Here is a 13,888-nt window from a genome sequence, read left to right as displayed (position 1 = left end):
GGGCAACACTCACCCGTCCGCTATCCTGCAGGTCAGTACCGGAATGTCCGATCTCTTCGCTACCGTTCCGGCTACGTTTTTTCTCAGGAGATGCCGAAGCCCGGTTCTGCCATGCGTGGGCATGAAGATCAGCTCTGCGCCGGAGTCTTCTGCGAAATGCAGCAAGCCCTCCTCTATGCTTTCGTCGTTGTAGCAACTGACGGTGTATTGCTGCAATCCGATGGTTTCGGCCAGGGCAGCCATCAGGGCCTTCGATTGTCGTGACGTTTCGAAATGAGTTTTCGTTGAAACCCGGACGAAGTGTACCATTGCGTTATATACTGAAGCGAACAGTCGAAGCGTCTCTTCGCCGCATACCTGCAGGGCCGGAGCGCATGTTCCGAATACGATATGCGATGGTGCGAAACTGGTGGTGTTTTCATGAATGATCAGTACCGGACAGTGGGCATGGCTGACAATCTTCTGCACTGTCGAGCCGAATACGATCGTTTCAAGTCGGCCCATGCCGCGACTTCCCGTTACGATAAGATCGTACGATTCCTTTTCGGCTTTTTCGCAGACGCATTTGAAGGGAATGCCGAAATCGATGGAGCAGGTAGCGCCGGTATCACTGTAGGATTCGCTTTTTACGAGGTTTCTCAGCCTTTCGTCTGCTGAAACCAGGGTTTCGGAGCCGTAAGTCTTATGGCGTGAGAGGCTGTTCTGCATGCCGGCGGAATCCGGAACCTCTACGACATGACAGAGATGAACGGATGCCCCTGTTCTTCGCGATAATGAGACTGCGGCATCGAAAGCCGCGAGAGCATGGGGCGAAAAGTCTGTAGATACAAGAATCTTTTTCATGTTCACTCGCAGATGCTTCATGTGCTTCTCTTGCCTGCCGGATTTCCGCATGAATCAGAGCATGCCGGTACGGTGGCGATCGATTGAAGGAACTTTTCCCCTGATCTTTTAAAAAGGTTCAAGACGGAAAAAGTTCCGTTAATCCGGCCGGGTTGCATCCGCGGCACAGTTTCCGGGCTTCGTTTTTTCGCTTTATTGTTTGCTTTTGAACTCACTGATTTGTTAAACTGTCTGCTATGATACGCAAATGCAGATGCTCGTCCGGACTCGCCGACCGCACTCCGTATGAGGAGGTCGTGCTCGATACCATGCTTTACAGCGCAAGGCTCAAAGAGAATGTGGCCAGGCAGAACAGTGCCGTTATCGTGGCTATGGCCCGCCTGATCGCAACGACCTTCGAAGAGGGCGGAAAGCTGTTGCTGTGCGGCAACGGCGGCAGCGCCGCCGATGCGCAGCATCTGGCTACCGAGCTGACCATCCGCTACATGAGCGGCGTCGAACGCCCGGCACTGCCGGCCATCGCGCTCAATGCCGACACCACGGCCCTGACTGCCGGGGCTAACGATCTCGGTTATGACGAGGTGTTTCGTCGGCTCGTCGAGGCCTACGGCAATGATGGCGATGCGATTCTCGGCCTTTCGACGAGCGGCAATAGTCGCAGCGTGCTTCATGCGTTGCAGTTTGCCAGGGAAAACGGAATGAAAACCCTCGCCCTGCTTGGAGGAGACGGAGGAATAATGAAGGATGCGGCCGATCTTTCGATTATCGTTCAACATTCCGGATCGGCTGACAGGGTACAGGAGTGCCACATCACCATAGGCCATGTTATTATCGATCTTGTAGAACGGCTGCTCGGGTATCGCACGCCCAACAAATGACGCTTTAACTTATTTATAACGTAATTATGCAGATAAAACAGATTGAAGGTGCCCTCAGCGCTGCAGGAATCCGCTTCGCGCTGGTCGTTTCGCGTTTTAACGATTTCATCGGCCAGAAGCTCGTTGATGGAGCGGTGGACTGTATTCTGCGTCATGGAGGACGTCAGGAGGATATCACGATTTACCGCTGCCCCGGCGCATTCGAACTGCCTATGGTGTCGAAAAAAGTAGCGATCAGCGGCACCGCCGATGCGGTTATTGCTCTCGGCGTTATCATCAGGGGTTCCACTCCTCATTTCGATGTGATTGCGGCCGAAGCAACAAAAGGCATCGCCCAGGTATCGCTCGATACCATGGTTCCCGTATCGTTCGGCGTACTGACAACGGAAAATCTTGAGCAGGCGATCGAAAGGGCAGGTACGAAAGCCGGCAACAAAGGATTCGATGCGGCAATGACGGCTATGGAAATGGTAAATCTCTATCGTCAGTTCTGAGTTCCGCCGTATCGTTCGAGATTAGAGGCAATCTCGCGGTACGATGCCTCCAGAAGCGTTTCGGCATTCGGGAACCGGGATGGTTCGAGTGGCTTGCCGATGACTATGCGTACGGCTCCCCTCTGTATCCGGAGACTTTTTTTCGGCGTTATGCGGTTGCTGCCGATAATGGTGACCGGCAGCAGCGGGACCCCCCCTTTCATTGCCACCAGGAAGGCTCCTCGCTTGAAGGGGAGCAGTTTTCCGGTTTCCGACCGGGTTCCTTCGGGGAAAATGTGCACCGACCGGCCGCTTTTAAGCACATCGGCCGCGGCAAGCAGGCTTTTCAGCGCTTCGCGGTTCTGGCCGCGCTTGATCATGACGTAACCGGAGCGTTTCAGCGTCCATCCGAATACCGGTATCCTGCCGAGTTCCTCTTTTGCTACGAACCGGAGGTTCAGCTTCATGGCGCCCAGAAGCAGCGGAATGTCAGCCATGCCTGCATGGTTGCTGACCACCAGATAGCTATCGCCGGCACGGTAGTTGTCCTCGCCGGTCACTTCGATGTCGATGCCGAAGATCCTTGCCGAGAAACGTCCCCACCATGATGCCATCCGTGAGAAAAAATCGCCTGAATGCTCGAAAAAACTCACTACGAGCGCAATCGACATACCGACGAGCATGACGGGTATGATAACCAGAAAAAAAAGCAGCGTACGCGGGCTCATTGAGAGATTCTTTTCGTTACCGGTCGATATGTTTCAGGAAATCCGCAAGATCATCGTATTCGGCGCCGATCAGGGTAGCCCGCTTCTCTTTTTCAAGCACGGCGGAAAGCCGTTCGGGTATATCGACCTTCATGTCGAGAACATCTTCGATGACCTCGAGGAACTTTGCGGGATGGGCGGTGGACAGCACGATGCCTGCGGCCTTGTTTCCGCCTGCGGCGCGATAGGTTTCAAGCGCCCTGAAGCCGACGGCCGTATGCGGGTCGAGAACATAACCGTACTGCCTGAACACGTTCCGGATCGTCTCCTTCGTGGCTTCGTCGGAGACGGAGATGCCGGTGATGTCGCCGGCCATGGCATGGCAGTCGTTGTTGTAAAGGTGGCGAAGTCGCGCAAAATTGCTCGGGTTGCCGACATCCATGGCTGTAGACAGCGTCGTCACGGTCGGTCTGGGTTCGTAACGACCTTCCTCGAGGTACCGCGTGACGCTGTCGTTGGCGTTCGAGGCGGCTATAAAGTGGCCGATCGGGAACCCCATAAGCCGGGCGAGGATGCCTGCCGTCAGGTTACCGTAGTTGCCGCTCGGCACCGAGAATACAGGGTTTTCTATGCCGTATGCCGATTTCAGGCGTAAAGATGCCCAGGCGTAATAGAAAGACTGCGGAATCAGTCGCGAGATATTGATCGAGTTGGCCGAGGTCAGCGTGAGCCGCTCTTTCAGGTCCGGATCGACGAAAGCCTGCTTGACAAGCCTCTGGCAGTCGTCGAAATCGCCCCGAACCTCGAGGGCATGTACATTGCCGCCGGCGGTGGTGAGCTGCTGTTCCTGAAGGCGGCTTACCTTTCCGGAAGGGTAGAGCAGCACCACTCTCGTATTGGGGATGCCCTGGAAACCGCAGGCTACCGCGCTGCCCGTATCTCCGGATGTGGCAACAAGTACCGTGATGAGTCTGTTATCCTCCGAGGCGAAGTATCCGGTCAGGCGGGCAAGAAATCTCGCCCCGTAGTCCTTGAACGCAAGGGTCGGTCCCGAAAACAGCTCTTCGATGAAGGTATTCTCCGAAAGCCTCACCAGAGGGGTGTCGAACGGATAGCAACTGTCGATCATGTCGCCAAGACAGTCGAGAGGCATTTCCGCGCCTATGAATTTTTTTGCGATGGCGAAAGCGATATCGCTGAAATCTCCCTCTTCGAGCAGCTGCATTTCCGGCGCGGAGAATCGGGGGATTTCCGATGGCACGTAAAGCCCTCCGTCAGGGGCAAGGCCTTCGAGCGTGGCTTTTTTTATGGTAACCGGTGTTGAGGATTTATTGGTGCTGAAATAGATCATAAGAACGGTGTGGAGGATGAAGTTATGACAGAATCTTCGCGCCTTCGCTGCAGATAGGGGATACCCACATATCGGATGCGAGTTTGGCCGGCGACGAGAGGAATGCGTGCCGCATGGCGTTGCCTGCTTCCCTTGCGGTTTTTTCCGAAGACGAGAATGCAAACAGGGACGGACCGGAACCCGCGATGCTGCACCCGAGAGCGCCTGCGTCGATAGCCGCACGCTTGACCTCGAAAAATCCGGGAATGAGCGGTGCGCGTTTCGGTTCAGCAACAACATCGACGAGGGATCTTCCGATGAGGTCGTAGTCCGAGGTGAGCAGGCCTGCGACCAGGGCCCCTACGTTTCCCCATTGCTGTATGGCAGTTTTCAGAGGGATAGCCTGAGGCAGAACCGAGCGTGCAAATGATGTGCGAAGCTCGGTGTGAGGATGCACAAGCGTGCAGTAGAGATCTTTCGGCGGCGGAATGGTAATGAGGTCGAGTGGCGTATAGCTGCGGATCAGGACAAAATTGCCGAGGATTGACGGGGCGGCATTGTCAGCATGTGCGGATCCGCATGCGACCCGTTCGCCCTCGATTGCGAAATGCACAAGCTCCATTTTCGAGCAGGGGTGGCCCAGAAGTTCGTTTGCCGCAACAAGCGCGGCCGCACCGCTTGCCGCGCTGCTGCCCATGCCGCTGCTGAGGGGAAGGTTCTTTTTAAGCTCGAGCTCGATATGGCCTGAAAAGTCGATACCTTTGTGTGCGCGGATATGTTCGAGAAACTTCAGCACCACGAAACTCGACGTGTTCTTTCTCGGATCGAGAGGCAGCGCGCCGCCGTCTCCCGAAATGCCGGTGATCGAAACGGGGCAGTGAGACCGCTTTTCGTCTGAAAGGGTAAGTGTAACCTCGTCGCCGGGTTCGGTTATGGCAAATCCAAGTACATCAAAACCGCAGGCAACGTTGCCGACTGTTGCCGAAGCGAATCCCCTGACCGTTTTCATACCGTGTGCTGTGCTTTCTCTTTGTCTTGTTGATCCCTGCGTAGCGCGGCCGTACCCGGCAGAATCGCATATGCCTCTGCAAGCAGTACCATCAAATTATATAGAGAATTTGAATAACTAAAAGCTTTTCGTTAAATTTGGCTTTTATTTTTTGAAAGGTAAACGGCCAAGTCTGATTTCTAAAGAAGGTAAGCAGAATCTTTCTCTTTTCTTAAAAAACAAATAACCAAGCGAATAAGATATGTCTACAACAGTCAGGCCTGATGAGGTTTCATCCATACTTCGCAAGCAGCTTGCCGGTTTTGAGTCCGAGGCGGAAGTCTATGATGTGGGAACAGTGCTGCAGGTTGGTGACGGTATTGCTCGCGTGTACGGTTTATCGCAGGTTGCAGCAGGTGAACTTCTCGATTTTCCAAACAAGGTGACGGGCATGGCGCTCAACCTTGAGGAAGACAACGTCGGCTGTGTATTGTTCGGTGAGTCCAACACGGTGAAGGAAGGCGATACGGTCAAAAGAACGGGAATTCTCGCTTCGATTCCTGTCGGTGAAGCTATGCTCGGAAGGGTCATCAATCCGCTCGGCGAGCCGATTGACGGGAAAGGGTCGATCGATACGGATATCCGTCTTCCCCTCGAACGCAGGGCGCCTGGCGTCATTTTCCGGAAATCGGTTCATGAACCGCTGCAGACAGGTCTTAAAGCTATCGATTCCATGATTCCGATCGGCCGCGGCCAGCGCGAGCTGATCATCGGCGACCGCCAGACTGGCAAGACCGCCGTTGCGCTCGATACCATCATCAACCAGAAAGGCAAAGGTGTCTACTGCATTTACGTGGCCGTCGGCCTGAAAGGCTCCACGGTGGCCCAGGTCGTCAATACGCTTGAGAAATACGGCGCAATGGAGTATACGACAGTCATCTCCGCAACAGCTTCCGATCCTGCGCCGCTTCAGTTCATCGCTCCGTTCGCAGGTGCCGCTCTCGGCGAATATTTCCGCGATACCGGACGCCATGCGCTGGTCGTCTACGATGACCTTTCAAAACAGGCTGTCGCTTACCGTCAGCTTTCCCTGCTGCTCCGCCGTCCCCCTGGACGCGAGGCATATCCTGGAGACGTATTCTATCTGCACTCCCGTCTGCTTGAAAGAGCCGCAAAAATCACCGACGATATAGAAGTCGCCAGGAAGATGAACGATCTTCCCGATGCACTCAGATCGATGGTCAAAGGCGGAGGCAGCCTTACCGCACTGCCGGTTATCGAGACCCAGGCCGGTGACGTTTCGGCATACATTCCGACCAATGTCATTTCCATCACCGACGGTCAGATCTTTCTTGAGTCGAACCTCTTCAACTCGGGTCAGAGGCCTGCAATCAACGTCGGTATTTCTGTTTCCCGCGTTGGCGGCGCCGCACAGATCAAGGCCATGAAAAAAGTAGCCGGGACCCTTCGGCTCGACCTTGCCCAGTTCCGCGAACTCGAGGCTTTCTCGAAGTTCGGTTCCGATCTTGACAAGACCACAAAAGCGCAGCTCGACAGAGGCGCCCGTCTCGTTGAGATTCTCAAGCAGGGCCAGTATGTGCCGATGCAGGTCGAGAAACAGGTTGCCATTATCTTCCTTGGTACCCAGGGTCTGCTCGATGCCGTCGAGGTTTCGAACATCCGCCGTTTCGAGGAGGAGTTCCTCAGCATGCTCGAGATCAAACAGCCCGAAATCCTGAAAACCATCGCCGAAACCGGTACGCTCGAAGCCGATACGGCCAAAAAGCTGAAAGACGCCGCCGAGAAGTTCGTCAGCTCTTTCAATCAGAAAGTCAAGGCTTAATTTATTAACAGACCCTAATACATGCCTACATTAAAGGATATACGTGTACGAATCAAGGGGGTGAAATCCACGCAGCAGGTAACCAAGGCCATGAAAATGGTTGCGGCCGCCAAGCTTCGCAGGGCTCAGGACAGGGCTATCATGGCCAGGCCTTACGCCGGCAAGCTTAAGGAGATGCTTGCATCGCTTTCGGCCAAGGTTGATACATCGCTCAATCCCCTGCTGTCGGGCCGTCCGGAGGTGAAAAAAGTGCTGGTGGTGCTCATTACGGCCGACAGGGGGCTATGCGGCGCGTTCAACACCAACATCATCAAACTTGCGCAGAAGATCGCAACCGAGGATTATGCGGCTCAGTACAGGAACGGCGGAGTCTGCATGATCTGTGCAGGGACGCGGGGTTTCGATTACTTCCGGAAAAGAGGATTCAACATCGTCAAAGGTTACCCCGGCATTTTCCAGAATCTCGATTTCAGCATTGCAAAGGAAATCGCCGAGACGGCGTCGGCCATGTACCTGAAAGGCGAGGTTGATCGGGTGGTTGTGGTGTACAACGAGTTCAAGAGCGTGCTCGCTCCTGTGCTCAAGGCAGAAGAACTGCTTCCCATCGCCGCCGCAACGGGCGCTGGCAAGGAGAGCAGCAGCGATTACATTTATGAACCTTCTCCATCGGCAATCATTGACGAACTTGTGCCGAAGCACCTCAACACTCAGGTTTGGCGGGTGATGCTCGAATCCAATGCCGCCGAGCAGGCAGCCCGGATGTCTGCGATGGATTCTGCGACAGAGAACGCCAAAGAGTTGTTGCGCACACTCAATATCAGTTATAATCGTGCCCGTCAGGCCGCGATTACCAAAGAGTTGAGTGAAATCGTCGCCGGCGCCGACGCTCTCAAGAGCTGATTCCCTTGACGGTTTTCAGCATATGTCGATTCAAAGCGCCCGAACGGGCGCTTTTTTTTTACAGGCGGATGGTTTTTCGCGCAGGGGGTGTTGACCTCTACAGGGAAATGATGTTTATTTCATAAGTCCATCGTGAAGCAGAAAGTCTTTTATTAATGCGTTAACTCCAGCATGAAGATATACAAGTTCGGGGGCAGCTCTCTGGGCTCCGCCGCAAGGATCAGAAAAGTTGCCGGAATCATTGCTGACGCATCGGCAGAGGATCGTCCGCCGGTAGTCGTCGTATCGGCTATCTACCGGGTAACTGACCTTTTGCTTGAAGCCGCAGCAGCTGCAAGTGCCGGGCGCGAGAACTACCGTCAGATTCTCGACGACATCCGTCAGATGCATGAACGTGTTTTCATGGACCTGTTTCCGGGCGGCAACGACGGAGGTATTTCGACTCTTACTGGCAAGGATCTTATAGAACTGTACGACCTCGTGCACGGAGTTTTTCTTTTGAGGGAGCTGTCTGAAAAAAGCACAGCCCTCCTGCTCAGTTTCGGGGAGCGGCTCTCTGCCCGTATTGTTGCAGGTTACCTGAATACGCAGGGTATGCCTGCCGTTTATATCGACGCACGCGAGTTGATCGTAACCGATACGAACTATTGCAACGCGAAAGTCAATACTGGGGAAACATCCCTGAAGGTAAGGGAGCGGATGGGAGCAGACGGAGCGATTCCCGTTGTCACGGGCTATATTGCCGCGGCGCCTGACGGCACGACAACAACGCTGGGCCGGGGCGGATCAGATTATACGGCTTCGCTGATCGGCGCGGCTCTCGGCGCCGAAGAGATACTGATCTGGACCGATGTCGACGGGTTTTTCAGCGCAGATCCAAGACGGGTCAGGGATGCGAGGGTTCTTCCGTTCATCAGTTACGCCGAAGCCATGGAGTTGTCGCATGCGGGAGCCAAGATACTTCATCCGTACGCCATTCAACCGGCAATGAAGGCGTCCATTCCTGTACTGATAAAAAATTCGTTCAATCCCGATGCTCCGGGCACCAGAATCGAGCGCGAGGTTCAGCGGCAGCAGGCGCAACAACATCCGGTTACCGGTCTCAGTTCAATTAACAGGGTTGTATTGCTCAATCTGTCCGGGAGCGGTATGGTAGGAGTGCCGGGTATCGCCTCGCGTCTTTTCAGCTGTCTTGCCAGGAGCTCCGTCAACGTGATCTTTATATCCCAGGCTTCGTCCGAGCAGTCGATCAGTCTTGCCATCGATCCGCAGCAGGCCGCTAAAGCGAAGAAAGCTCTGGAAGAAGAGTTCGCCTCCGAGACTGCAGCTCGTTTGATCGATCCGCTTGTGCTCAGACGCAATCTTGCCATGGTCGCCGTTGTCGGCAACAACATGACGGGTCATCCGGGAGTATCGGCCCAGTTGTTCGAGACGCTCGGCAAAAACGGCATCAATGTGATAGCTGTAGCGCAGGGTGCCAACGAAATGAATATTTCCGTGGTGATCGACAACCGGGACGAAGACAAGGCGCTTAACTGCATTCATGAGTCGTTCTTTCTCTCTCAGCGCAAGATTCATGTTTTTATAGCCGGTACCGGAACGATAGCAAAAAGCCTGATACGGCAGATAGAAAAGCATCGATTAAACCTCAGGCAGGAAAAAGATCTTGACGTATTGGTCTGCGGGCTTGCCAACACCGGGATGATTGCCGTGTGTGACGGAGGAATCGATCTTGAACACTGGGAAATCTCGCTCGAAGCCCGTACTCCCGCATCTGCGGGAATCGAGGGATATATCAGGCTTCTCATGGAGCGAAACCTGCATAACACGGTGTTCGTTGACTGTACGGCGAGCGGAGCCGTTGCCGAGTGCTATCCGCAACTGCTTCAGGCAAACATTTCCGTCGTGACAGCCAACAAACTCGGCATGGCTGGTCCTGCGGAACTTTATGAAAGCATCAGGATGGCCCAGAAGGGCAGCAATGCACGGTTTCTCTATGAAACCAACGTTGGGGCCGGCCTTCCGATCATCAACACGCTCAACGACCTGAAAAACAGCGGAGACAACATCATCAGTATCCAGGGGGTGCTGTCCGGAACCCTGAGTTACATTTTCAACGAACTTCGCAAGGGAGGACGTTTCAGCGATATCGTCAGAAAGGCCAAAGAAGCAGGGTATACGGAACCCGATCCGAGGGACGATCTTTCCGGTGCGGATTTTGCTCGAAAAGTGCTGATATTGGGCCGTGAGCTCGGCTACTCAATGGAGTACACCGATGTACAATGCGAGAGCCTCGTGCCCGAAGAGCTTCGGGGCGATATGCCGGTCGGTGAGTTTCTCGATCGTCTCGGGATGGTTGACGACCTCTATGCCGAACGTATTGGCGAAGCGGGCGAAAACGGCATGACCATTTCCTATGCCGGCGAGATCCGAAACGGCAAGGCCAGCATCGGCGTGAAGCATGTGCCACTTGCCAGTCCGCTTGCGGGTCTTAGCGGTTCCGAGAATATGGTGGTGTTCACTACCGACAGGTATTTCGATACGCCGCTCGTCGTGCGTGGTCCGGGTGCCGGAGCAGAGGTTACGGCAGGCGGCGTTTTTGCCGATATACTGAGGGTCGCAAGTTATCTTGTATAACCCTATGATGACTGCTGAAATCGTATCCATCGGAGACGAACTGCTCAAAGGCGGCAAGGTCAATACGAATGCCGCATACATAGCCGCCGGACTTGGAGGAATAGGTGTTCCTGTCCGGAGGATAGTCGCTTGCGCCGACGATGAGGATGCCATCACCGCAGCGTTTTCCGAATCTCTTTCAAGAGCCGATATCGTGCTTGCCACCGGTGGGCTTGGGCCGACCCGAGACGACCGTACAAAAAAAGCCGCCGCGAGGCTGCTCAACAGAGGCATTGAAGAGAATCCGCAGGCATACGAAATGCTCGTTTCATGGTTTGCTTCGCGAGGACGGTCGTTACCGGATAACCTGCGCGACCAGGCCGCGGTGGTCGAGGGATCGATTCTTGTGCCAAATCCAGTCGGGACTGCAGCAGGCATGATTCTTTCCTGCGGAGAGCGTTTCGGCAACCGATATCTGGTGCTGATGCCGGGTGTGCCTCTGGAGATGCAGGCCATGATGCGTGAAACGGTGCTTCCTTTTTTTTCTGCCGGTAGTACTTCCTTCATGCTGCATACTCCGGTAAAAACCGTCGGAATAGGTGAGTCGCTGCTTGCGGAACTGCTTGCCGCGGTCGAAGACCGTCTGCCCGAAGGCACGACTCTTGCCTATCTTCCGCATGTTGCCGGCGTTGATCTCATGGTCAGCACGACCGGCGCGATGCAGGATGCCGTCGAGCAGGATAACCGAATGGTTATCGAAGCCATTGCCGCCCGTGCAGGGCGCTATATCTATGCGATCGGCGAAACATCGCTCGAAGAGACGATAGGCGGTCTGCTTGCCGCAAAAGGTCTGACCATCGCAACCGCAGAATCCTGTACAGGCGGGCTCATCGCAAGCCGCCTGACCGATATTCCGGGATCTTCAGCCTATTTCCTTCAAGGTATGGTGGCCTACAGCAATGAGGCAAAAATCTCTTTGCTCGGCGTTTCCCGTTCAATAATCGAAGCGCACGGTGCGGTCAGCGAACCCGTAGCCGAAGCGATGGTTCTCGGCGCTCTCCGGGGAAGCGGGGCCGATGTGGCGGTTTCCACCACTGGTATAGCCGGACCTTCAGGAGGTTCTGCGGAAAAACCAGCGGGAACGCTCTGTATAGGTCTGGCAAGAAAAATGCCGGATGGCGGGGTGGTTGCGCGAACGCACACTTTTCGTTTGTACGGGACAAGATTGCAGTGCAAGCAGCGATTCGCAGAAGCTGCTTTGCGGGAAATCTGGAAGAGCCTGACCGGCGACGGTGATTGAACCGCAGGCATAATGGCGCCGGGTTGGTATGGCCCGGGCCCTTTACGATAGAAGAACGTTCTTACAATGTAGTTTCAATGGCAAAAATTTCACGATTACCTGACTCTGTTGCCAATAAAATATCGGCAGGCGAAGTCGTGCAGCGTCCGGCTTCGGTTGTCAAGGAGCTCCTGGAAAATTCAATAGATGCAGGAGCATCGAAAATAACCGTCATGATCAGGGACGCCGGAAAGGAACTGATCAGGATTATCGATAACGGTTCGGGGATGAACCGCCAGGACGCGCTGCTTTGCGTCGAGAGGTTTGCCACCAGCAAACTCTCGGATGTTCGGGATCTCGAAACGCTCATGAGTCTGGGTTTCAGGGGCGAGGCGCTTGCAAGCATTTCCTCGGTGTCGCATTTCGAACTCAGGACACGTCAGGAGTCCGACCCGCTTGCCATCAGATTTCGTTACGAAGGCGGTCTTCTCGTAGAGGAAAACGAAACAGCAGGGGAAGTGGGCACATCAGTCAGTGTAAGGAATCTTTTCTGCAATGTTCCGGCCCGTCGTAAGTTCCTGAAATCCAACGCTACGGAATTCCGTCATATTTTCGAAACCGTCAGGGCACTGTCGCTTGCCTATGCTGAGATCGAGTGGCGCATGTTCAGCGACGACGAAGAACTGTTCCATTTCAGGAGCCCCGATATTTTCGAACGTCTGGACTACTTTTTCGGAAAAGGCTTTTCCGAGGGGCTTATACCCATTACCGAAGAGAACGACTATCTCTCCATCAACGGATTCATCGGAAAGCCGGGCATGATGAAGCGCCAGAAATTCGACCAGCTGTTTTATATCAACCGGCGGATCATACAGAACAGGATGCTCATTCAGGCATTGCAGCAAGCTTATGGCGAGTTGCTCGAGGAACGTCAGGCCCCATTTGCCATGCTCTTTCTCGGCATCGAGCCTTCCCGTGTCGATGTTAATGTGCATCCGGCAAAACTCGAAGTGAAGTTCGAGGATGAGCGCAACGTGCGAAACATGTTCTATCCGGTCATCAGGCGGGCTATCCAGCTCCACGATTTTTCTCCTGACGCAGCGTTCGTTTCCCCGACGGTCCGGCAGGGGGAGAGTTCCGGTGCGGACGATGAGGCATTATACAGGAGGCTCATGTACCATGAACCGGCAGGCCGTGCGGGCACCACGCAAGATCTTTACAGCGGGTTCCGTGAAAACTCCCTTCCCTCAGATAACCGCAGAAGCGACCCTATGGAACCGCGCCAGGCTGAAATGTTTCCGCTTCGGGAGCCGGAAGAAAAATGGAGCAGAGCGCCGGAGGCGATTCAGGGCGACGATGTGCCGCCCACAATGCTTCAGTCGCGTTTTCATGATGACGAGGGCTCCGCGGAACCGGTTACTGCCGAGCCGAAAATCTGGCAGCTTCATAACAAGTATATCATCTGCCAGATCAAGAACGGCATGATGATCATCGATCAGCATGTGGCCCATGAACGGGTACTCTATGAACGCGCGCTCGACGTCATGGAGCAGAACGTGCCGAATTCGCAGCAGCTGCTTTTTCCTCAGAAGGTGGAGCTTCGCCAGTGGGAGTACGAGGTGTTCGAGGAGATCCGTGACGACCTCTACCGGCTCGGGTTCAATCTTCGCGATTTCGGATCGAGAACCGTCATGATCGAAGGGATTCCGCAGGACGTACGATCAGGGACAGAGGTTACCATCCTGCAGGACATGATCGCCGGTTATCAGGAGAACGCTTCGAAGCTCAGGCTTGAAAAGAGGGACAATCTTGCCAAATCCTATTCGTGCCGTAACGCAATCATGGCAGGCCAGAAACTCAGTCTGGAGGAGATGCGATCTCTCATAGACAATCTTTTCGCTACTCGGGTACCTTACTCCTGCCCACATGGCAGGCCGGTTATCGTCAAGCTCATGCTCGACCAGCTCGACCGGATGTTCGGGCGTACATGACGTCATCTTGTTGCATGTTTGTCCGAAAAAAATTACATTG

11 protein-coding genes are annotated in these 13,888 nt (G+C 54.5%); 7 read left to right on the top strand and 4 right to left on the bottom strand.

What is annotated here, in order from left to right; translation table 11 throughout:
- Positions 1-9 precede the first annotated feature (9 nt).
- Positions 10-864: a universal stress protein gene (locus K4305_RS00375; RefSeq protein ID WP_331560336.1), complete on the bottom strand. Its 855-nt coding sequence runs from the start codon at positions 862-864 to the stop codon at positions 10-12.
- Between the two features lie 215 nt (positions 865-1,079).
- Here K4305_RS00375 and K4305_RS00370 point away from each other — a divergent pair, with 215 nt between their 5' ends.
- Positions 1,080-1,721: a D-sedoheptulose-7-phosphate isomerase gene (locus K4305_RS00370; protein WP_331560335.1), complete on the top strand. Its 642-nt coding sequence runs from the start codon at positions 1,080-1,082 to the stop codon at positions 1,719-1,721.
- 26 nt (positions 1,722-1,747) lie between these two features.
- Positions 1,748-2,215, top strand: coding sequence for a 6,7-dimethyl-8-ribityllumazine synthase (gene ribH, locus K4305_RS00365; RefSeq protein ID WP_331560334.1), 468 nt, complete (start codon positions 1,748-1,750; stop codon positions 2,213-2,215).
- Here ribH and K4305_RS00360 read toward each other — a convergent pair.
- The 3 genes from K4305_RS00360 to K4305_RS00350 are packed head-to-tail and all read right to left on the bottom strand — an operon-like array spanning position 2,206 to position 5,240.
- On the bottom strand, positions 2,206-2,922 hold the full coding sequence (locus K4305_RS00360; RefSeq protein WP_331560333.1) for a lysophospholipid acyltransferase family protein: 717 nt from the start codon (positions 2,920-2,922) through the stop codon (positions 2,206-2,208). The genes ribH and K4305_RS00360 overlap by 10 nt on opposite strands.
- A gap of 16 nt (positions 2,923-2,938) precedes the next feature.
- Positions 2,939-4,252, bottom strand: coding sequence for a threonine synthase (thrC, locus tag K4305_RS00355; protein WP_331560332.1), 1,314 nt, complete (start codon positions 4,250-4,252; stop codon positions 2,939-2,941).
- A gap of 22 nt (positions 4,253-4,274) precedes the next feature.
- Complete coding sequence (locus tag K4305_RS00350) at positions 4,275-5,240, bottom strand: homoserine kinase (protein WP_331560331.1); 966 nt, start codon at positions 5,238-5,240, stop codon at positions 4,275-4,277.
- A gap of 241 nt (positions 5,241-5,481) precedes the next feature.
- Here K4305_RS00350 and atpA point away from each other — a divergent pair, with 241 nt between their 5' ends.
- From atpA to mutL, 5 genes are all read left to right on the top strand, one after another.
- The gene (gene atpA / locus K4305_RS00345) at positions 5,482-7,062 is read left to right on the top strand and encodes a F0F1 ATP synthase subunit alpha (RefSeq protein ID WP_331560330.1); all 1,581 of its coding nucleotides are present in this window, start codon (positions 5,482-5,484) and stop codon (positions 7,060-7,062) included.
- A gap of 21 nt (positions 7,063-7,083) precedes the next feature.
- Positions 7,084-7,962, top strand: a complete 879-nt coding sequence (locus K4305_RS00340; protein ID WP_331560329.1) for a F0F1 ATP synthase subunit gamma — start codon at positions 7,084-7,086, stop codon at positions 7,960-7,962.
- Positions 7,963-8,133: 171 nt separating this feature from the next.
- Positions 8,134-10,599 (top strand): bifunctional aspartate kinase/homoserine dehydrogenase I, encoded by a 2,466-nt coding sequence (thrA, locus tag K4305_RS00335; RefSeq protein WP_331560328.1) that lies wholly within the window; start codon positions 8,134-8,136, stop codon positions 10,597-10,599.
- Between the two features lie 7 nt (positions 10,600-10,606).
- Positions 10,607-11,878 (top strand): CinA family nicotinamide mononucleotide deamidase-related protein, encoded by a 1,272-nt coding sequence (locus tag K4305_RS00330; protein ID WP_331560575.1) that lies wholly within the window; start codon positions 10,607-10,609, stop codon positions 11,876-11,878.
- Positions 11,879-11,955: 77 nt separating this feature from the next.
- The gene (gene mutL, locus K4305_RS00325) at positions 11,956-13,848 is read left to right on the top strand and encodes a DNA mismatch repair endonuclease MutL (protein WP_331560327.1); all 1,893 of its coding nucleotides are present in this window, start codon (positions 11,956-11,958) and stop codon (positions 13,846-13,848) included.
- Positions 13,849-13,888 lie beyond the last annotated feature (40 nt).

Source organism: Chlorobium sp., assembly GCF_036528655.1.
Classification (GTDB): Bacteria; Bacteroidota; Chlorobiia; order Chlorobiales; family Chlorobiaceae; genus Chlorobium.
The sequence above is the reverse complement of the archived record's forward strand: the minus strand, read 5'-3'. Positions and strand labels throughout refer to the sequence as shown.